The sequence below is a fragment of the Dyella sp. 2YAF14 genome, from assembly GCF_052114725.1.
Classification (GTDB): Bacteria; Pseudomonadota; Gammaproteobacteria; order Xanthomonadales; family Rhodanobacteraceae; genus Dyella.
On record NZ_JBFRFH010000011.1, the window covers coordinates 101,378 to 120,405 of the forward strand.

General features: G+C 65.6%; 16 protein-coding genes. 4 read left to right on the forward strand and 12 right to left on the reverse strand.

Annotated features, from left to right (window positions below):
* Positions 1-75: 75 nt before the first annotated feature.
* Positions 76-1,275 (reverse strand): murein hydrolase activator EnvC family protein, encoded by a 1,200-nt coding sequence (locus AB4Y82_RS15925; RefSeq protein WP_441605517.1) that lies wholly within the window; start codon positions 1,273-1,275, stop codon positions 76-78.
* A gap of 387 nt (positions 1,276-1,662) precedes the next feature.
* On the opposite strand from AB4Y82_RS15925, the gene gltB reads away from it, so the two are divergent.
* The 4 genes from gltB (at position 1,663) to AB4Y82_RS15945 (ending at position 9,421) form a co-directional block, all read left to right on the forward strand.
* Entirely contained in the window at positions 1,663-6,108 is a 4,446-nt protein-coding gene (gene gltB / locus AB4Y82_RS15930; RefSeq protein ID WP_441611470.1) for a glutamate synthase large subunit, read from the forward strand.
* On the forward strand, positions 6,105-7,550 hold the full coding sequence (locus AB4Y82_RS15935) for an FAD-dependent oxidoreductase (protein WP_441605515.1): 1,446 nt from the start codon (positions 6,105-6,107) through the stop codon (positions 7,548-7,550). Before gltB ends, AB4Y82_RS15935 begins: the two co-directional genes overlap by 4 nt.
* Before the next feature lie 186 nt (positions 7,551-7,736).
* Positions 7,737-8,606 (forward strand): methylglyoxal synthase, encoded by an 870-nt coding sequence (locus tag AB4Y82_RS15940; RefSeq protein ID WP_441605514.1) that lies wholly within the window; start codon positions 7,737-7,739, stop codon positions 8,604-8,606.
* Positions 8,607-8,665: 59 nt separating this feature from the next.
* Positions 8,666-9,421, forward strand: coding sequence for an NRDE family protein (locus AB4Y82_RS15945; protein ID WP_441605513.1), 756 nt, complete (start codon positions 8,666-8,668; stop codon positions 9,419-9,421).
* A gap of 107 nt (positions 9,422-9,528) precedes the next feature.
* Here AB4Y82_RS15945 and AB4Y82_RS15950 read toward each other — a convergent pair whose 3' ends face one another.
* The 11 genes from AB4Y82_RS15950 to AB4Y82_RS16000 all read right to left on the reverse strand — a co-directional run bounded on the left by AB4Y82_RS15950 (position 9,529) and on the right by AB4Y82_RS16000 (position 19,028).
* Positions 9,529-9,951: a YchJ family protein gene (locus AB4Y82_RS15950; protein ID WP_441605512.1), complete on the reverse strand. Its 423-nt coding sequence runs from the start codon at positions 9,949-9,951 to the stop codon at positions 9,529-9,531.
* Positions 9,952-10,041: 90 nt separating this feature from the next.
* Positions 10,042-10,635, reverse strand: a complete 594-nt coding sequence (locus AB4Y82_RS15955) for a DUF938 domain-containing protein (RefSeq protein ID WP_441605511.1) — start codon at positions 10,633-10,635, stop codon at positions 10,042-10,044.
* On the reverse strand, positions 10,636-10,833 hold the full coding sequence (locus AB4Y82_RS15960) for a hypothetical protein (protein WP_441605510.1): 198 nt from the start codon (positions 10,831-10,833) through the stop codon (positions 10,636-10,638).
* A 69-nt stretch (positions 10,834-10,902) separates the two neighbouring features.
* Positions 10,903-11,481, reverse strand: coding sequence for an NnrU family protein (locus AB4Y82_RS15965; RefSeq protein WP_441605509.1), 579 nt, complete (start codon positions 11,479-11,481; stop codon positions 10,903-10,905).
* 78 nt (positions 11,482-11,559) lie between these two features.
* Positions 11,560-12,120: a HutD/Ves family protein gene (locus AB4Y82_RS15970; protein WP_441605508.1), complete on the reverse strand. Its 561-nt coding sequence runs from the start codon at positions 12,118-12,120 to the stop codon at positions 11,560-11,562.
* Positions 12,117-14,219, reverse strand: coding sequence for an ATP-dependent DNA helicase DinG (dinG, locus tag AB4Y82_RS15975; protein ID WP_441605555.1), 2,103 nt, complete (start codon positions 14,217-14,219; stop codon positions 12,117-12,119). The genes AB4Y82_RS15970 and dinG overlap by 4 nt, the downstream gene beginning before the upstream one ends.
* Before the next feature lie 72 nt (positions 14,220-14,291).
* Positions 14,292-14,444 carry a hypothetical protein gene (locus AB4Y82_RS15980; RefSeq protein WP_441605507.1) on the reverse strand — a complete coding sequence of 51 codons (153 nt, stop codon included), beginning with the start codon at positions 14,442-14,444 and terminating at the stop codon, positions 14,292-14,294.
* Positions 14,445-14,526: 82 nt separating this feature from the next.
* Entirely contained in the window at positions 14,527-16,164 is a 1,638-nt protein-coding gene (locus AB4Y82_RS15985; protein ID WP_441605506.1) for an NAD(P)/FAD-dependent oxidoreductase, read from the reverse strand.
* Positions 16,165-16,320: 156 nt separating this feature from the next.
* Positions 16,321-16,974 carry a DsbA family oxidoreductase gene (locus tag AB4Y82_RS15990; RefSeq protein ID WP_441605505.1) on the reverse strand — a complete coding sequence of 218 codons (654 nt, stop codon included), beginning with the start codon at positions 16,972-16,974 and terminating at the stop codon, positions 16,321-16,323.
* A 174-nt stretch (positions 16,975-17,148) separates the two neighbouring features.
* On the reverse strand, positions 17,149-17,655 hold the full coding sequence (locus AB4Y82_RS15995; RefSeq protein ID WP_441605504.1) for a DUF1993 domain-containing protein: 507 nt from the start codon (positions 17,653-17,655) through the stop codon (positions 17,149-17,151).
* The gene (locus AB4Y82_RS16000) at positions 17,652-19,028 is read right to left on the reverse strand and encodes a TCR/Tet family MFS transporter (protein ID WP_441611471.1); all 1,377 of its coding nucleotides are present in this window, start codon (positions 19,026-19,028) and stop codon (positions 17,652-17,654) included. The genes AB4Y82_RS15995 and AB4Y82_RS16000 overlap by 4 nt, the downstream gene beginning before the upstream one ends.

Below are 19,028 nucleotides of genomic sequence, written 5' to 3' on the forward strand. Positions count from 1 at the left end.
CAACATGGTACGCAGGTTAGCCTGCGACGCTGCGTAGGCGGCGTCAATCGTGGAATAGATCAGAACATCCCTGGATCAACCTTTCTTGCCCAGCCAGGTGCGCGGGTCCACCGGCTGGTTGTTCTGGCGCAGCTCGAAGTAGACGCCGGTATTGACCCCGGTGGGCGCGCTGGCCGTGCCCACGGCCTCGCCGGCAGTGATCTGGTCGCCCACGCCGTGCAGGACGGTCTCGTTGTTGCCGTACATGCTCATCCAGCCGCCGCCGTGGCTGACGATGACCAGCATCCCGTAGCCGCGCAGGAAGGCGGCATAGACCACCCGACCCGCTGCCACCGCGCGCACTTCGCTGCCGCCCGGCGCCTTGATCAGCACGCCGCTGCCGTAGCTGTTGACCACGCCGGCAGCGGGCCAGGGCAGGTTGCCGCGGATATTGGCCAGGCCCTTGCCGGCGGGCGGCGCGGCCTTGCCTTCGCTGGCCTTGGCGGCGCGTTCGGCCTCGCGGGCGGCCTCATCGATCGCCTTCTGAAGCGTGGCGACCAGCGAGTTCAGCGAGGCCTCGTTCTGCTTGAGGGCGGCCAGCTTGCCGGCCTGGTCCTTGTATTGGGCATCGGTCTCGGCCACCAGCTTGGCCTGGCTGGCGCGCTGTTGCTCCAATGCCTTGGCCTGGGTCTCGCGCTCGGCGCGCGCGGCCTGCAGGGCCTGTTGCTGGGCGGTGATCTCGGTTTCCAGGTCCTGCAGCTTGGCCAGGTCGCCCATCAGCTTCTGCACGCGGGCCACGCGGTCTTCCTGGAAATACTTCGAATAGGCCAGCGCCTGGGCGATGCGGGTTACGTCGTCGTCGCCCATCAGCAGGCGCAGGTCCGAGCCGCGCCCCAGGGCATAGGTGGCGCGCAGCAAGTCGGCGATGGCGGCGCGCTGGCCTTCGAGGTTCTTCTGCAGCTCGGCGCGCTGGGCCTGCAGGTCGGCCAGCTCCTTCTGCTTGGCTGAGAGCTGGGTGTCGGTCTCGCGCACGGCCTTGGCGGCCCCGGCCACGGCATTGGCCTGCTTGGCCAGCTCGGCGGTGGCGCTGTCGCGCTTGGCGGCGGTCTCGGCCTGTTCCTTGGCCAGCGCATCCATCTTGCTGTGCAGCTCCTGCAGCTTTTTCTGAGCCTCGGCCTGCTCGGCCTTGGTCTTGCTGTCCTGCAGGGCCCACGCCGGCTGGGCCGCGATGGCGAGGGCGAGCGCGCCGGTCACGGCGCAGGCAAGGGGGCGGGCACGACGGAGTGGTATTGGCATCGGGCGATTATCACAGAGCGCGATGACGGCGTGCGAGCGGGTCTGCATCGCCCGCTGGTCCCGGTCATGTGCTCTTCATCGCAAGGCCGGTGCGATCACTGGTATGCCCGCGACGATCGATCGGGTGTATGCGCACGCTGATACAAGTGCGTGCACCGGCAACAAGCAGCGACGACGTCATCGATGGATACATGGTGTCTTCGCGGTGCGCGCGATGTCTTGCCGACAAAAAAAGCTTCCAGTTGAAACTTTCATTTGGACGTAAAGATGTCTTTGACGCGACGCACCATATGTGCTTTAGTCGAGGCCACACTTATGGATGCGTGACAGCGGCGCCCTCGGCACCGTTGGGACGACGCGTCTCCCACCATCGGCCGGGGAGGCAAGATGGCGCAGGCAGGTCCAGCGACGCTATACGACGCTGCGTTCGAGCACGACAGCTGTGGGTTTGGTCTGGTCGCACAGATCGACGGTCGCGCGAGCGCATGGGTAGTGGACACCGCATTCAATGCGTTGGCCAAACTTTCCCACCGCGGCGGCGTGAATGCCGACGGCGTGAGCGGCGACGGCTGCGGCGTGCTCTTTCATCGTCCGCTGGGCTGGTTGAAAGCGCTTGCCGATGAAGCGGGCATCGCGTTGGGCGAGCGTTTCGCTGCGGGCGTGGTGTTCCTCGATCCGAAGGGCGATGACGCCGCGGCCTCTACGCTGGAAGACTATCTGCGCGAAGAAGGGCTGCACGTTGCCGGTTGGCGCGATGTGGCGGTGAATGCCGAGGCCTGCGGTCCCCTCGCTGCCGCAGCGAAGCCGCGCGTGCGCCAGGTCTTTGTGGAACCGGCGGCATCGATGGACGAGGGCGTGTTCGAGCGTGCGCTGTTCCGCGCGCGCCGTCGTGCCGAAGCGGCGCTTGCGGCCGACGAGCATTTCTATGTGGTGACGCTGTCCGCGCAAGTTATTGGCTACAAGGCAATGGCGGCGCCTGGTCGCCTGCGCGAAGTGTTCGCCGATCTCGTGCATCCGGCGCTGAGCGCGGATGCGGTGGTGTTCCACCAGCGCTTCTCCACCAACACCACGCCGCAATGGCGGCTCGCCCAGCCGTTCCGCCTGCTGGCGCACAACGGCGAGATCAACACCATCCGCGCCAATCGCCGCTGGATGCAGTCGCGCGAATCCATCCTGCATTCGCCGCTGGTCGACCTCTCCGATATCGGCCCGCTGGTACGCCAGACGGGCTCGGATTCGGAAAGCCTCGACAACGCGCTGGAAGTGCTGATCGCCGGCGGCCTCGATCTGCTTGCCGCGATGCGTGTGCTGGTGCCGCCGGCGTTTGCCGCGCGCGAGGGCATCGATGAAGACCTCGCTGCGTTCTACGAGTATTACGCGCTGCATAGCGAGCCGTGGGATGGCCCTGCAGGTCTGGTGATGTGCGATGGGCATTACGCTGCGTGCACGCTCGATCGCAACGGCCTGCGTCCCGCGCGCTGGGCGTTGTCGGCGGACAATCACCTCATTGTCGCCTCCGAAGCAGGCCTGTGGGATGTGCCGTCCTCGCAGGTTGTGGCCAAGGGCCGCCTCGCCCCCGGTGAAATGATTGCGGTGGATCTGCAGCAGCATCGCTTGCTGCGCGACGCCGACATCGACGATATCAACCGCAAGCGCGCACCGTTCCGCGACTGGCTACGTGCGGGAGTTAGTTATCTAGAGTCGGACCTGATCGATCCTTCGCTCGCTGCAGAGCCGCTGCCGGCCGACGAACTGCGCCGTTACCAGAAGCTCTACGGCCTCTCACGCGAAGAGCGCGAAACCGTGCTCAAGGCGATGGTGGAGCTGGAGCAGGAAGCGACTGGTTCGATGGGCGATGACACGCCCATCGCCGCCATGTCGCGCCAGGTGCGTCCGCTGTTCGATCGCTTCCGCCAGGGCTTTGCCCAGGTCACCAATCCGCCGATCGACCCGTTGCGCGAAAAGTTGGTGATGTCGCTGGTGACGCAGATCGGTCCGGAGAGCAATGTATTTGACCTCACGCCGGAGAACGCGAAGCAGATTCTGATCAATTCGCCGGTGCTTTCGCAGCGCAAGCTGCGGCAGTTGCTGGGACTGCCGCAGTTCGTGGGCACGCCACGCTTCGACTTGATGTATGCGCCCGAGGAAGGCCTCGAAGCCGCGCTGCAGCGCCTCTGCCGCGAGGTGGAGAAGGCGGTGCGCGAGGGCTGCCAGCTGGTTTTCCTAAGCGACCGCTATCCGCAGCAGGACTTGTTGCCGATCCATTCGCTGCTGGCGGTGGGTGCGGTGCATGCGCATCTGATCGATCAGGCTTTGCGTTGCCAGTGCAACATCCTGGTGGAAACGGCGACGCCGCGCGATCCGCATCAGTTCGCCTGTCTGCTCGGGTTTGGCGCGACCGCGATCTATCCGTGGCTGGCTTATCAGAGCCTGTTTGAGCTGGGTCGCGAAGGGCATATCGCCAGCGACCGTTTCGAGATCGGTCGCAGCTATCGCCGCGGCATCCGCAAAGGACTGCTGAAGATCCTGTCCAAGATGGGCATCTCCACCGTGGCCGGCTATCGCGGTGCGCAGCTGTTCGAGATCGTCGGTCTCGCCCCGAGCGTGGTGGCGTTGTGCTTCCCGGGCACGCCGTCGCGCATCGGCGGCGCGGGCTTTGCCGAACTGGAACACGACCAGCAGATCCTCGCTGCCGAAGCATGGAGCGATGCCTCGCCGTTGCGTGCGGGCGGCCTGTACAAGTTCGTGTACGGCGGCGAGTACCACATGTACAACCCGGACGTGATCGGTACGCTGCAAAAGGCCGTGCGCACGGGCAGTCAGGCCGACTATCGGAACTACGCAAACTTCGTCGACCATCGTCCGCCGTCGGCACTGCGTGACCTGCTGTCGCCGCAGCCGCTAGGCAATGCCGTGCCGATCGAGGAAGTGGAATCGGCGCAAAGCATCCTGCGTCGTTTCGATTCGGCCGGCATGTCGCTGGGTGCGTTGTCGCCCGAAGCGCACGAGGCGCTGGCCATCGCGATGAACAGGCTTGGTGCGCGCAGCAATTCCGGCGAAGGCGGCGAAGATCCGGCGCGTTACGGCACCGAGAAGACGTCCAAGATCAAGCAGGTCGCCTCGGGTCGCTTCGGCGTCACGCCGCAGTATCTGGTCAATGCCGAGGTGCTGCAGATCAAGATCGCGCAGGGCGCCAAGCCCGGTGAAGGCGGCCAGCTGCCGGGCCATAAGGTGGACAGCACGATCGCGCGACTGCGTTACGCCAAGCCCGGCATTGGCCTGATTTCGCCGCCGCCGCACCACGATATCTATTCGATCGAAGACCTAGCCGAACTGATCCACGACCTCAAGGAGGTCAATCCCGACGCGCTCGTGTCGGTCAAGCTGGTCAGTCACGCCGGCGTCGGCACGGTGGCGGCCGGCGTGGTGAAAGCCGGCGCAGATCTCATCACCATCAGCGGCCACGACGGCGGCACCGGTGCGAGCCCGCTCACCTCGATCAAGTACGCGGGCACGCCGTGGGAACTGGGACTGGCGGAAACGCAGCAGACCCTGCGCCGCAACGACTTGCGCGGCCGCGTGCGCCTGCAGACGGATGGTGGCCTCAAGACCGGTCTCGACGTGATCAAGGCGGCGATGCTGGGTGCGGAAAGCTTCGGCTTCGGCACCGGCCCGATGGTGGCGCTGGGTTGCAAGTACCTGCGCATCTGCCATCTCAACAACTGCGCCACCGGGGTGGCAACGCAACATCCGGTGCTGCGCAAGGAACACTTTATCGGCCTGCCCGAGATGGTGATGAATTACTTCGGTTTCCTCGCCGAGGACGTGCGTGCGCATCTGGCTTCGCTGGGCGCGCGCAGCCTGGATGACATCATCGGTCGCGCCGATCTGCTGGAACAGGTGGACGGCACCACGCCGGTGCAGCACAAGCTCGATCTTGCGCCGCTACTCGGCTCGGGAGCGCTGGCCGATAACGTGGACTTCGCCTGTACGCTGCCGCGCAATCCGATGCGCGATGACGCCGCACTGGCGACGCGCATCGATGAGGCGACGCGCGCGGTCGTGGCGAGCAAGGCAGGTGGCGAGTTCGCCTTCGAGATCGCCAATACCGATCGCGCCATTGGTGCGCGGCTGTCGGGCGAAGTGGCGCGCCTGCATGGCGACCACGGCATGGACGAAAGCCCGATCCTGCTGAAACTCAGCGGTGCCGCCGGGCAGAGTCTTGGCGCCTGGAACGCCGGCGGCGTGCATATCGACCTGGTGGGCGAGGCGAATGATGGCGTGGGCAAGGGCATGGCGGGCGGACGCATCGTGGTGCGTCCGCCAGCGGATTCGCCGTTTGCCAGTCACGATGCCTCCATCATCGGCAACACCTGTTTGTACGGTGCCACCGATGGCGAGTTGTTTGCGGCCGGTAGGGCCGGCGAACGATTCGCGGTGCGCAATTCCGGCGCGCTCGCCGTGGTCGAGGGCGCCGGCGATCACTGCTGCGAATACATGACGGGCGGCGTCGTCGCTGTGCTGGGCAAGGTGGGCCTGAACTTTGGCGCGGGCATGACCGGTGGTTTCGCCTATGTGCTCGATATCGAGCGCAGCTTCGTGGACTGCTACAACCACGAGCTGGTCGACATCCTGCGCATCTCGCCGGAAGGCATGGAGCATTACATGCAGCACCTACGTTCCCTGGTGTCACGTCATGTCGAGCTGACTGGCAGCGACTGGGGTCGTCGGATCCTGGCGGACTTCCGCGGCCTGCAATACAAGTTCTGGCTGGTCAAACCCAAGGCGGCAAGCCTGGCGGCATTGGCCGAAGAGCTGAGGAGCGCTGCATGAGCGCAGACTCCAAGACCTTCCAGTTCCTCAACGTGCAGCGACAGACGCCGCGCACGGTGCCGGTGTCGATCCGCGTGCTCGGCTATGGCGAGATCTCCGGCGATTTCGGCGCGTCGCAGGCGGGCACCCAGGCGGAGCGCTGCATCGATTGCGGCAATCCGTACTGCGAGCATGAGTGCCCGGTGCACAACTACATTCCGAACTGGTTGAAGCTGGTGCAGGACGGTCGCCTGATGGAAGCGGCGACCTTGATGCACGAAACCAATCCGTTGCCGGAAATCTGCGGACGCGTCTGCCCGCAGGATCGTCTGTGCGAGGGCGCGTGCACGCTGGAGCAGACCGCGTTCGGTGCGGTCACCATCGGCAGCATCGAACGCTGGGTGACCGACGAAGCGTTGCGCCAAGGCTGGAAGCCGGATCTCTCCGCCGTGCGCGAGACCGGCAAGCGCGTGGCCATCATCGGCGCCGGACCGGCCGGCCTCTCCTGTGCGGATCGACTGCGCCGCGCCGGCATCGCCGCCGATGTGTACGACCGCCAGAGCGAAATCGGCGGCCTGCTCACGTTCGGCATCCCGCCCTTCAAGCTCGACAAGAGTGTGGTGCGCACGCGTCGCCAATTGCTGGAAGGCATGGGCGTGCGCTTTCTGCTCAACCGCGAGGTGGGGCGCGATATCGAGTTCGGTCAGTTGCTGGACGAATACGACGCGGTCTTCGTCGGCACCGGTGCGTACACCTATGTCGATGCGCAACTGCCGGGCCGCGAGCTGCATGGTGTGCACGATGCACTGCCGTTCCTGATCGCCAACACGGAACGCCTGCTGCGCGATGGCGCGGTCTCGCCGGCCTTCGATTTCCGCGGCAAGCACGTCGTCGTGCTCGGTGGCGGCGATACCGGGATGGACTGCAATCGCACGGCGATCCGCCTTGGCGCCGCCAGCGTGACCTGCGTGTATCGCCGCGACGAGGCGAACATGCCCGGCTCGGCGCGCGAGGTGAACTACAGCCGCGAGGAAGGCGTGAACTTCCTGTTCCAGCGCCAGCCGCTGGAGATATTGGGCGGCGCGCGCGGCAATGTGCGCGGCGTGCGCGTAGTGGAAACGGCGTTGCTCGATGACGGCGATGGGCGCATGCGTCCGCAGAACGTGCCGGGCACGGAGTATGTGATCGACGCCGACGTGGTGATCCAGTCGTTCGGTTTCCTGCCCAGTCCGCCCGATTGGCTGCGCACGCATGGCGTGGCGCTGGACAGGACCGGCCGCGTGATCACCGGCGCGAACGGTGCGCTGCCGCTGCAAACCAGTCATCCGCAGATTTTTGCCGGGGGCGACAATGTGCGTGGCGCGGATCTGGTGGTGCGTGCCGTGTACGACGGCCGAGAAGCTGCCGGATCGATCGTCTGTCTGTTGCAGCAGGTCGATGCGCCGGCGCTCGCGCACGCCTGACCATTAACCCCTCACCCCCCACCTGTGGGAGCGCACCCTGTGCGCGACGCCCGTTGCCTCGGGGCAATGTCAGTCGCGCGCAGGGTGCGCTCCCACAGGGAAGGGTGCATCGGCACGGCATCGATGTAGCGCAGCGCAACACCCCAATGCGACACTGCGCGGCGACCTCGTCACGGAACAGCACTCATGCGCCTCGGCCTAGCCGCCAACCAGCTGCACCACGCCCACGCCAACGCCGCGCTGTTCCGCTGGCTGCATGCGTGCGAGGCGGGCATCCGCGAACTGGAATTGGGCCTGCATGCGGTGGGACGCACCTACGATGCGATTCATCGCGCCGGTTACCTGGAGCGCTATCTTCCGCTGCGGCGCTATCCCTATGGCCGCGAAGGCGGCCTGATGAAGCTGGTGGCCGAGGTCGTAGGTCTGGGCGATGAGCGCGTGCTCGATGGCGCCATCTACCTGATCGATCCGGTCGACCCGTCTTCGATTTTTCCCGAGGCGATCGCGCTCAAGCGCCAGTGCGTGATCCACGGCAAGCCCTTTATTTCCACCGTCGCCACGGCACGCGACTGGATCGAGATGGAGCGCATCCACGCGGGACTTCTGCCTGACCCCGGCGCCCAGATATTTCACGATCTCCAATCGCAGACGCTGGCGCTGATTGCACATGACGCCATGAAGCCGCAGATGCTGGCCTATGCCGCCGAACACTTCGACGTGCTGTCGCGCTTTGTGCATCGCGTGGCTACCGGCACCACCGGCCAGCGCCTCAATGAACTGGCGTGGAGCCGCGGCTGGCCGCAGGACCAGGCATGGGTGGAGCGTTACCAGAGCGGCCCACTGGGCGGCGACGCGCAGATTGCCGATCTGGTGCTCGAACGCCGCTGCCAGCGCGCGATCTTTTTTGAAGACCCGCACGTGGCACGCCAGCATGAAGCCGACATCCAGCTGCTCGAGCGTGCTGTCACCACGCGAACCGACGACGCAGTCTGCATGACCACACCCAAGGTCGCAGCGCGCTGGGCCGCCGCCGTGGAGCGGCGAGCGAGCCGCTGATCGGTGAGGGGTGCATACTGGCGCACTCGTCGCGTCGTGATCGTGGAGCAGGTATTCCCATGTGCGTGATTGCATTCGCCTGGCAGGCGCATCCGCGCTGGCGGCTTGTTCTGATCGGCAACCGCGATGAATTCCATGCGCGTCCCAGCTTGCCGCTGGCGCGCTGGGAACAGCCGTCCATCGTCGCCGGAAAGGATCTGGAAGCCGGGGGCACCTGGCTGGGCGTGGCCGACGACGGACGCTGCAGCGTGGTGACCAATGTGCGCGATCCGCGCGACCCGCAGTTGGGACGATCCCGCGGCCTGCTCGCGCTCGACTATCTCGCCGGCCGCGACGATGCCGTAGCCCACGCCGCGTCGCTGCTGCACACAGCGGCCGACTATCGGCCGTTCAATCTGCTGACGTTCGACGCCACCCACGCGTTCTATATCGGCAACCGTCCGGATTCGCGCGCGCAAGCGGTGCAACCCGGCGTGCATGGGCTGTCCAATGCCGACTTCAATACACCGTGGCCGAAGACGCGCGCCTTGATGGATCATTTGAGCGCGTGGATAGCGGCGGGGCAGGATGATGAATTCGCGCCGCTGTTTGCCGCGCTGGCCGATCCGCATGTGTATCCGGATGATCAGCTGCCTGATACCGGTGTTGGCGTGGAACGCGAGCGCTGGCTGTCGTCGGCCTTCATCCGCGGTGATCGCTATGGCACGCGTGCCAGCACCGTGGTGGCGATCGGCCACGACGGGCGCGGTCTAGTAGTGGAGCGGCGGTTTGGTCCGAATGGAAGCGACGAGGGCGAGACTGCGGTTCCGTTCTAGCCACTCTCTGTGGGAGCGCACCCTGTGCGCGACGGCCACGCCTGGGTGCATTGCTCCGTTGGATTGTCGCGCACAGGGTGCGCTCCCACACACACAGCGCGGCGTCGTTACTCGCCCGATTTCTCGGGAAACTCGCCGTCTACGTAATACCAGCGCCCTTGCTCCCGCACGAAGCGGCTGACCTCATGCATGCGTTGTGCCTTGCCGCCGCCCAGGCGAAGACGGGCGACAAATTCGACGACCGCCTGATCGCCGTCGCTCTCATGCCGCTTGATGGCCAGACCCAGCCACGTCGGCGCCGGTTGCTGCGCACTGAGCTTGAGATGGGCGGGGCGCGTACTGGGGTGCCAGGTGGCCAGCAGATAGTCTTCGCGCTTGAGCACGTAGGCACTGTAACGCGAGCGCATCAGTTGTTCGGCAGTAGTGGCCGCGGCACCCTCATGAAGCAGGCCGCAGCAGCGCGCATAGCCGTCGTTGTTGCCGCAGGGGCAGGGCGTGAGCGTGTCGATGGCTTGGACGTAAGGGCGCATGGCGTGGGGCGGGCGCGAGCAGGGGCGCCCTCTGATGCGCATCCTGACGCGATCGCGGCAAAAATGCCAATGATTGGACGGCCAATCCGTTCAGCGGGCGCGCCGCCAGATGCGCAGGCGATTATTGGCCGGCATGGCGACGTCGTCGATCAGCTCGAAGCCGGCGATCTCGGCCAGCGCATCCACCGCTTCGGCATCACGGATGCGCATATGGCTGCCGCGCTCCTGCAGCCAGTCGTCGAACGCGGCGTTGCTCTGGCTGGTGTAGTGGCCGTCGTAGTTGAACGGACCGTAGATCGCCAGCGTCGCGTCGTCCGTGGTTACCTCAGGCAGACGCGAGAACAGCAGCTCCACTTCGTCCCAGCTCATGATGTGCAAGGTGTTGGCGCTGAACACGGCGTCATAGCGACGGGGCGGCCACGGCCCATTCACATCCAGCACCAAGGGAGCGGGTGTATTGGGAAGCTGCGCCTCGTCCAGCCATAGCCGGATGCCGGGCAGGTACTCGCTGCGATCCGTGCATTGCCACAGCAGATCTGGCATGGCCGATGCAAAGTGGATCGCATGCTGTCCGGTGCCGCTGCCGATCTCCAACACCTGCCGGCAGCCGGCGAAATGCGTGCGCAATACCTCGAGGATGGGGGCGCGATTGCGCTCGCAGGAGGGCGCGTTGGGTTTATCCACTCAGGCGGGCCGCCCGCGCAGCACGCGAGCGGGCAGCATCAACATGGCGCCCAGGAAGGCGAATACGGCGCCCACGGTGATGCCCACCAGGCGAAACGGCAGCGCAATCAGCCACACGATGGGATAGAGCACGAGCGCCAGCAGCGCGAGCGGCCAGCAGAACACCAGCAGCAACAGCCAAAGCAGGAAGGCAACCATGGCCCGATCCTCATGCCGAAAACAGCGCCACTCTAGCTCAGCCCGCCTGGGCGGCGTAGATGACTAGTTTCACCCCATGGGATTCACGCCGATCAGCCATGTGTGCAGCCACCAGGCGAATACGAACCAGCCCACCACGCCGGCCACCACGGTGATGATGTCGCCCTTGGCCGTGCCGGCCGGGTAAACCACGCCCGCGGCGCGATCGCGGCGGCGCGCGCTGACGAAATCCACGATGGCCCACAGCAGAAAGGCGCCGAACAACACGACGTCATGCAACATGCCGGTCGCCAGCAGATGGCCGAACGCCCAGACCTTCACGCCCGCCAGCATCGGATGGCCGAGCTTGGCCTTGAAGTGATTGGCCGGCACGTAGGCTGCCGCGACCAGCACAAAGGCCAGCAAAGTGAAAAGCGCGTTGAGATGGCGCAGCCACAGCGGCGGCACGTAGAGCAGTACGGGCTGCTGTCGCGCCAGGCCAAAGCCCATCACGATCAGCACGAAACCGATGATCGATACGACGGAATAAAGCCCCTTCCAGCGCATCTCGCCCAGCTGCGCGCGACGTTGCGTGCGCCATGGGTCGGCAAAAATGCGCAGGGAGTGGACGCCGAGGAACAACACCAGGCCGAGGATGAGCAGTGCCATGCGGATCACCTAGACGGGCGGAGTGTTCCGATCATGGCACGCATCGAGGGCCGGCCGCATGCGCCGAAGGTTGAGCTGTCAGCCGCCCTGCTGGACGACGCAGGCGACGAGCGCCACCGAGCCCTCATGCAACTCAATGGGACTGGTATCGGGCTGCCACGCGTCGCCCGCACTCAACGGCCCGTCCAGCGTGTCCGCCGTGCCGCGGGCGAGGTAAACCAGGATGCCCTCGGGCGGCATCACGTGACTGCAGAGTCCGGCAATCACCTCGATGCGACCGCTGGCCGCCGCACGCCGCACCATCAGATTGAAATCGCGCGTGGCACCGCCGGCCATCGCCACATCCACCTGTGCTTCGCCGGCAAAAGCAAACGGCTCCAGTGGCGTGGTCAGCGCGTGTTGCTGCTTGCCATCCAGCGTCATGGTGAAGCCGTCGCCATCGAGCAGCACGATCTGGCGGTCGATACCGGGAAAGATGGAGAACGGCGCGGCGCTGTTCACCTCGGCCACGCTGATGCGCCAGATGAAATCATCGCTGCCGGCATCGGCCGGAAAGCGGGCGATTTCACGCGTGACACCCATGCCGTTCTTCCACGGCTGGGGTTTCATGTCGGCGGCACGAAGGATGCGGAAACTCATGCAACTTTCTCGATGACACGGGTAAACGGAGGCAGCGCGCGCAGCATGCGCTCGCCGTAACGCTTGAGCACCACGCGGCGGTCGAGCAGCACGATGCGGCCGCGGTCGGTTTCGGTGCGGATCAGGCGGCCGCAATATTGCGTGAGCTGCCGCGTCGCTTCCGGCACGGTGACTTCGATAAAAGGATTGCGGCCGCGCGATTCCAGCCATTCGGCGTAGGTCGCACCCACCGGATCGGTCGGCACGGCGAACGGCAGCTGCGTGATCACCACCGTTTCGCACAGCTTGCCGGGCAGGTCGAGACCTTCGCCGAACGAGGCCAGGCCAAACAGCGTGCTGCCCTTGCCGGCTTCGACGTCGACGATGTGCTCGGCGACCAATTGCGCCTTGCCCAGCGAGCCCTGCGCGCGCACCTTGCGTACGAATTCGATGGGCAGTTTCTGCAGCACGCGGTCGAGTTTGACGCGTGAGGTGAACAGCACGAGGTTGCCGGCGCTCCAGTCCAGATGCTCGGCAAGCCAGTCGCAGATTTCCTGCACGTGTTCCTCGCGAGCATCGGGCAGCGAGCGCATCGCCGGCACTTCCAGGCGTGCCTGCATGGCCAGGTCGAACGGCGAAGGCAGGCTCAGTGTCACCGCATCGTCGGGCAAGCCCACCGAGTCGGCAAAACCGCGGAAATTGCCGCCCGCGCTCAGCGTCGCCGAGGTCATCACCACGCCGCTAGCATTGCCCCACAGCACGCTGCGCAGCAGACCACCGGCGGACACCGACGAGGCATGGCAGACCAGCTGCTGGTCGCCGCTCAGCGTGACCCAGCGGGCGAGCGGCGGCGCGTTGTCGCCATCGGTCGCCGACCACGCGCGCCAGGTGCGCACCTGGCGGTCGATGCGCTCCAGCGCCATGCCCAGTTCGCGCGACAGCGCTTCATGGGTGGGGCCGGTCTCGGTCATCTCCAGCACGGCGCGGCGCACGGCGCCGACCCAGCGTTCGATCTCGCCGGTGAAGACATACAGTGCGCGCGCGTGTTCCACCCAGGCCTCGGGCAACTGACCGAGCGAGCCGCGGTACATCGGCTCCTGATCGTCGGGCGACGGCAGCCAGCTCAGGCGGATCTCGCGCTCCAGTTCCTCCAGGCCATTGCTGAGGTCCTGCAGCTTCTGGTCGCCGGCGTCGAGCGAGAGCTTGCCGATCACTTCCTTGTCGGTCAGCGAATAGGCGGCGTGGGTCTGCCGGCCCAGACGGCTCAGCTGGCGCACCGCCACGTTCATGTAGACCTCGGCCGCACCGCGATCGATCGCCTTGGCCGGCACGTGGTGGCCTTCGTCGAAGATGTAGAGCGTTTCATCGGGCTTGGGCAGGATCACGCCACCGAAACCGTCTTCTTCGCGCGGCATGGTGAGATCGGCCAGCACCAGATCCTGGTTGGCCACGATGATCTCCGCATCGCCCACCGCGCGGCGCGCGGCAAAGAACGGACACTGCATGAAATGCGCGCACTTGCGGCTGGTGCAGCCGCCGGCGCTGGTGGTGATCATCGGACGCAGCACGTCGCTGATGGGTTCGGGCGCCACGTCGATGTCGCCGTCCCACTCGTGCCGGTCGAACAAGTCCATCAGCTTGGTCAGCGCTTTCTTGTCGCGCTCCTGCGGCGGCTTGCTCCACAGCGCGAGATCGGCATCGAAACCCAGGCCCATCTGCGCGGTTTCATTGAGGCTGTTGCTCGCCATCGCCAGATTGCGCGGACACAGGTAACGTCCGCGGCCCTTGGCCAGGGCCACCTTGGCCTCGGTGCCATTGAGCTTGAGATAGAGCGGAATATCGCGCTGGACCAGCTGTTCCTGCAGCGCCACGGTGGCGGTGGCGATCAGCAGCTTCTTCTTCTGCGCCCGCGCCACTTCGACGCCGGCGATCAGATAAGCCATCGATTTGCCGGTGCCGGTGGGCGCCTCGATCACCGCGGCGCCACCTTCCTGTGCCAGCGCCTTGGCCACCTCGGCGATCATCTTTCCTTGTGACGCGCGGGCGCGAAAGCCGGGCAGGCCTTCCTTGAGGCGCGTATAGGAAGCGCGGATCGCGTCTTTGGTGGTATCGGTCAGCATCGGGCGGGTCGGGCGCGAAACGGCGCGTCGGAGGCGCATTCTCGCATGCCCGCACCGGCCCTGCCGGCCCGCTCATGGGCTGCCCGAAAAGCGCCCAAAAAAGAAGCGGATGGCCGTGGCCACCCGCTCACTCTCCACCAGGTTGGAATGCCCCAGCGCTTCCGGGCTGCTGAACGACTGGATATCCAGCTCCCGGAAGCGCGGCCCGCGTCGCCGCGAGCCCATGCACCATCCGTAGGCAGGTGGGGCGAGGGGTATTTTCGCGGGCCGGGCGATGCGGGGCTACGGGATGCGTCTGAAACAGCGCTTAGTCAGCGGTGGCGTTGATGCTCGTTGCCACCGCTTCGGCCACGCGTATCCCATCCACCGCCGCGGAAAGAATGCCGCCTGCATAACCGGCGCCTTCGCCGGCCGGGTAGAGGCCGCGTGTGTTGAGGCTCTGGTAATCCTCGCCACGACGGATGCGCACGGGTGAAGACGTGCGCGTTTCCACGCCGGTGAGCACGGCGTCATGCATGGCGTAGCCCTTGATCTGGCGATCGAACGCCGGCAGCGCTTCGCGGATCGCTTCGATGGCGTAGTCGGGCAGCAAGTCGGCAAGGTCGGTGAGGTGCACGCCGGGTTTGTAGGAAGGCTGCACGTTGCCGAATTCGGTCGATGCCTTGCCCTTGATGAAGTCGCCGACCAGCTGGCCTGGCGCGCTGTAATCGCGGCCGCCCATGTCATACGCTCGTGATTCGAGGGCGCGTTGCAGGGCAATGCCGGCCAGCGGACTGCCGCTGTCGTCGAAGGCGGCGAAATCCTTGGGCTCGATGCCGACCACCACGGCCGCGTTCGCATTGCGCTCGTTGCGCGAATACTGACTCATGCCATTGGTGACGACGCGCTCGGGTTCCGATGCCGCGGCAACCACGGTGCCGCCCGGGCACATGCAGAAGCTGTAGACCGAGCGGCCGTTCTTGCAGTGATGGACCAGCTTGTAGTCGGCGGCGCCGAGTATCGGATGACCCGCCTGCGGTCCGAAGCGTGCCTGGTCGATGATCGACTGCGGATGCTCCACGCGGAAGCCGATCGAAAACGGCTTCGCTTCCATGTACACGCCGCGATCGTGCAGCATGAAGAACGTATCGCGCGCACTGTGTCCCACCGCGAGCACCACATGGTCGCTCAGCAGCTGCTCGCCACTGGCCAGCACTACGCCGCGCAGCTGGCGCGAGCCATCGGCAGCGGTGTCCACCAGCAGATCATCCACGCGCTGAGTGAAGCGGATTTCGCCGCCGAGTGCCTGAATGGTTTCGCGCATCGCTTCCACCATCGTCACGAGGCGGAACGTGCCGATATGCGGCTTGCTGACGTATAGGATTTCTTCCGGGGCACCCGCATTCACGAATTCCGTGAGCACCTTGCGCCCATGGTGATGCGGATCGGAAATCTGGCTGTGCAGCTTGCCGTCGGAAAACGTGCCCGCGCCGCCTTCGCCGAACTGCACGTTGGATTCGGGCTCGAGCTGGCGCTTGCGCCACAGGCCCCAGGTATCCACCGTGCGTTCGCGCACGGCCTTGCCGCGATCGAGAATGATGGGCTTGTAGCCCATCTGCGCCAGCAGCAATCCGGCGAACAGGCCGCAGGGACCGAAGCCGATCACGATCGGGCGCTGCTTGAGATCGGTCGGCGCCTGCGCCACGAAGCGATAGTTCGTGTCGGGCGTGGGCTGCACATGCTTGTCGTCGGCATGGCGCTTGAGCAGGCCGGCTTCATCGGCCACTTCCACATCCAGCGTGTAGATCAGCTGGATGCTGCCTCGCTTGCGCGCGTCATAGCCGCGACGGAAGACCGAAACGCTGTGCAGGCCGTCCTTGCCCAGCCCCAGCTTGGCGCGCACGGCAGCATCGATGGCGCCCTCGGCGTGGTCGAGCGGGAGCTTGATGTCGGTGAGTCGGATCATGCGGGCACGGGGTCAGGCGGTCTGGCCGGGGATTTTCGCATGTCTGGGGGTTTGGGGTTCTGCAGCGCCCAGTCGCGCACAGGGTGCGCTCCCACAAGGGCTGCCGGTGCCCCTGTGGGAGCGCACCCTGTGCGCGACTCAATCTTGCGACAGCGGTCAGCCCTCCGCCGCCACCTGCCGCAACGTCTGCTCAAACACCTCAGGCGGCTGGCCACCCTGCACCAGGTACCGATCATTGATGATCACCGACGGCACCGCGCGCACGCCCTGCGACTGGTAGAACTGCTCCTGCGCGCGGACATCCTGCGCGTAGCGGCCCTCGTCCAGCACGCGGCGCGCTTCACCGGCGTCCAGACCCACCGATGCGGCCACGTCGACCAACACGTCGCGCGAGCTCACGTCACGGCCGTCGGTGAAGTACGCCCCCAGCAAGGCCTGCTTGAGTTCCGCCTGGCGGCCTTCGAGCGCGGCCCAATGCAGCAAGCGATGCGCATCGAAGGTATTGACGATGCGGTTGCGCTTGTCCATGTTGAAGGTGAAGCCCAGCGCAGCGCCGCGTTCGCGGATGGCTTCCTGGTTCTGCTTGATCTGCGCCGGCGAGCTGCCGTACTTGTGCGCGATGTGCTCGATGATGTCTTCGCCCTCGGGCGCCATCTTCGGGTTCAGCTCGAATGGCTGGAAATGCAATTCCACCGCCACCTCGTCGCCCAGATTCTGCAGCGCCTGCTCCAGCGATTTGAGGCCGACGGCGCACCACGGGCACACCACGTCGGAGACGAAGTCGATCTTGATGGGTTTGGCGTTGGCCATGGGCAAGTCCTCGATGCGATCCCGGCTAAATGGGATCGGACAAGGCGCCAATCAAGTGCCGCCCCGGTCCGCCAGACCCATTCCCCAGGCGTCCGGGATGTTGCGGCTGCTGGCCAAAAAAAAGGGCGGCGCAGGTTCGCAAAGCCCTGCGCCGCCCCGGTCTTGCAGCCCGGCTTACGGCTTGCCGATGAAATCCATCTTGCCCAGCTCGGCACCCGCCTCGCGAAGAATCGCGTAGGCAGTGGTGCAGTGGAAGAACACGTTCGGGATCACAAAGTGCAGCAGATAGCCTTCGCCTTCGAAGTGCTGCTCGCCCGAACGCATCTTGAGCGTGATCGCGCGCGTTTCGCTGCCGTCGATCTGGTCGGCCTTGAAGCTCTTGATGTAGTCGATAGCGCGCTCGATGCGTGCATGCAGTTCGGCGAAGGTGGTTTCGTTGTCCTCGAACTTCAGCGGATCCACGCCGGCCAGTCGCGCGCAGGCGTTCTTGGCCATGTCGGTGGCGATCTGCACCTGGCTGGTCAGCGGCAGCATGTCGGCGGTGAGGCGGGCCTGCAGCAGCAGGGAGGGCTCGAACTTGCGCGCCTGCGCGTGCGCCTCGCCCTTGCGCAGCACGTGCTGCAGATTGCTCAGGGCGCGCAGGAAAACAGGAACGGAAGCCTGGTACATCGACAAAGTCATGGGGAATGCTCCGGTGGTTCTAGGGGAGTGATGATGGCTTGCAAAGGGATCACCGAGGACGGTTCGCCCGGGATGGTATGAGGCACGGGTTCCTCGCCCTTGGCGAGGTCCTGCGTATGCCGCGTCGCGCGCAGCGCGATCACGGTGCCGATGGCCAGCAATACGGCCGACAGCACGAAGGCCAGGCCAGGCAGGTGATACGGCGACGACGGCGAAATCGAGAACGAAAACACCTGGGCGAACAGGAACGGGCCAAAGATGCCCGCAAAACTCGCCAGGCTGCTGATGGCGCCCTGCAGGCGACCTTGTTCGGCCGCATCCACTTCGTGCGTCATCAGCGACTGGATCGGCGGCTGCGAGAGGCCCCACAGCGCCATCAGCGGAATACCCATCAGGAAGGCAAAACCGGTGTCGGCCAGGCCCATCACCAGGAACGAGCCGATGCCGCACAGCATGCCGCCCAGCATCAGCCGGCGTTCGCCGAAACGCGGGGCCAGACGTCGGGTCAGCACGGCCTGTACGAAGCCATCGCAGGCGCCGACAAGCATCAGCACATAACCCACCGCCTGCGGACCCCAGTGGTAGCGATAATCGGCGTACAGCACGAAGGTGGTCTGCAGCACGTAATGCGCCAGATACACCAGGAACATCACCACGGCCAGGCGCATCACCAGCGGATAGCGCGCGAGCAGTTTCAGCGAGCCGAGCGGGTGCGCGCTGTGCATTTCGAAGCGCGGCGTGCGGCGTTCCTTGGGCAGCGATTCGGGCAGCACGAAAAAGCCGTAGAGGAAATTGCAGGCGGCCAGGCTACCGGCCACCCAGAACGGCAGGCGCAGGTGGATATCACCGAGGAAACCGCCCAGCCCCGGCCCGATGATGAAACCCAGCCCGAACGCGCTGCCGAGGATGCCGTAGGCCGCCGCGCGTTTTTCCTTGGGCGTGATATCGGCGATATACGCATTGGCCGTGGTGAAGCTCGCGGCCGTCATGCCCAGCACCACGCGCGCCACGAACAACAGCCATAGCGTGGGGGCCATCGCGAGCACGAAGAAGTCGATGGCCAGGCCCGCATTGGAGATCAGGATCACCGGCCGGCGCCCAAAGCGATCGGACAACGCGCCCTGCACCGGCGAGAACGCGAACTGCACGATCGCAAACACCGTGCTGAACACGCCGACCCACCAGGCCGCATTCGCGATGCCGCCACCGGCGAGCTGCTCGATCAAATGCGGCAGCACCGGGATGACGATGCCGAACGCCAACATGTCCAGCACCACGGTGACGAAAATGAACGCCAGCGCGGCGCGGCGGCGCGGATGGAGCTCGGGGTCGGCGGTCTGGTCCATGGGGGCGGCTGGCGGTGAGACGCGCAC

Excerpts from the sequence above, each read along its gene's own strand:
- AB4Y82_RS15925 (WP_441605517.1), bottom strand. The coding sequence starts at position 1,275 with ATGCCAATACCACTCCGTCGTGCCCGCCCCCTTGCCTGCGCCGTGACC.
- gltB (WP_441611470.1), top strand. The coding sequence starts at position 1,663 with ATGGCGCAGGCAGGTCCAGCGACGCTATACGACGCTGCGTTCGAGCAC.
- AB4Y82_RS15935 (WP_441605515.1), top strand. The coding sequence starts at position 6,105 with ATGAGCGCAGACTCCAAGACCTTCCAGTTCCTCAACGTGCAGCGACAG.
- AB4Y82_RS15940 (WP_441605514.1), top strand. The coding sequence starts at position 7,737 with ATGCGCCTCGGCCTAGCCGCCAACCAGCTGCACCACGCCCACGCCAAC.
- AB4Y82_RS15945 (WP_441605513.1), top strand. The coding sequence starts at position 8,666 with ATGTGCGTGATTGCATTCGCCTGGCAGGCGCATCCGCGCTGGCGGCTT.
- AB4Y82_RS15950 (WP_441605512.1), bottom strand. The coding sequence starts at position 9,951 with ATGCGCCCTTACGTCCAAGCCATCGACACGCTCACGCCCTGCCCCTGC.
- AB4Y82_RS15960 (WP_441605510.1), bottom strand. The coding sequence starts at position 10,833 with ATGGTTGCCTTCCTGCTTTGGCTGTTGCTGCTGGTGTTCTGCTGGCCG.
- AB4Y82_RS15965 (WP_441605509.1), bottom strand. The coding sequence starts at position 11,481 with ATGGCACTGCTCATCCTCGGCCTGGTGTTGTTCCTCGGCGTCCACTCC.
- AB4Y82_RS15970 (WP_441605508.1), bottom strand. The coding sequence starts at position 12,120 with ATGAGTTTCCGCATCCTTCGTGCCGCCGACATGAAACCCCAGCCGTGG.
- dinG (WP_441605555.1), bottom strand. The coding sequence starts at position 14,219 with ATGCTGACCGATACCACCAAAGACGCGATCCGCGCTTCCTATACGCGC.
- AB4Y82_RS15980 (WP_441605507.1), bottom strand. The coding sequence starts at position 14,444 with ATGGGCTCGCGGCGACGCGGGCCGCGCTTCCGGGAGCTGGATATCCAG.
- AB4Y82_RS15985 (WP_441605506.1), bottom strand. The coding sequence starts at position 16,164 with ATGATCCGACTCACCGACATCAAGCTCCCGCTCGACCACGCCGAGGGC.
- AB4Y82_RS15990 (WP_441605505.1), bottom strand. The coding sequence starts at position 16,974 with ATGGCCAACGCCAAACCCATCAAGATCGACTTCGTCTCCGACGTGGTG.
- AB4Y82_RS15995 (WP_441605504.1), bottom strand. The coding sequence starts at position 17,655 with ATGACTTTGTCGATGTACCAGGCTTCCGTTCCTGTTTTCCTGCGCGCC.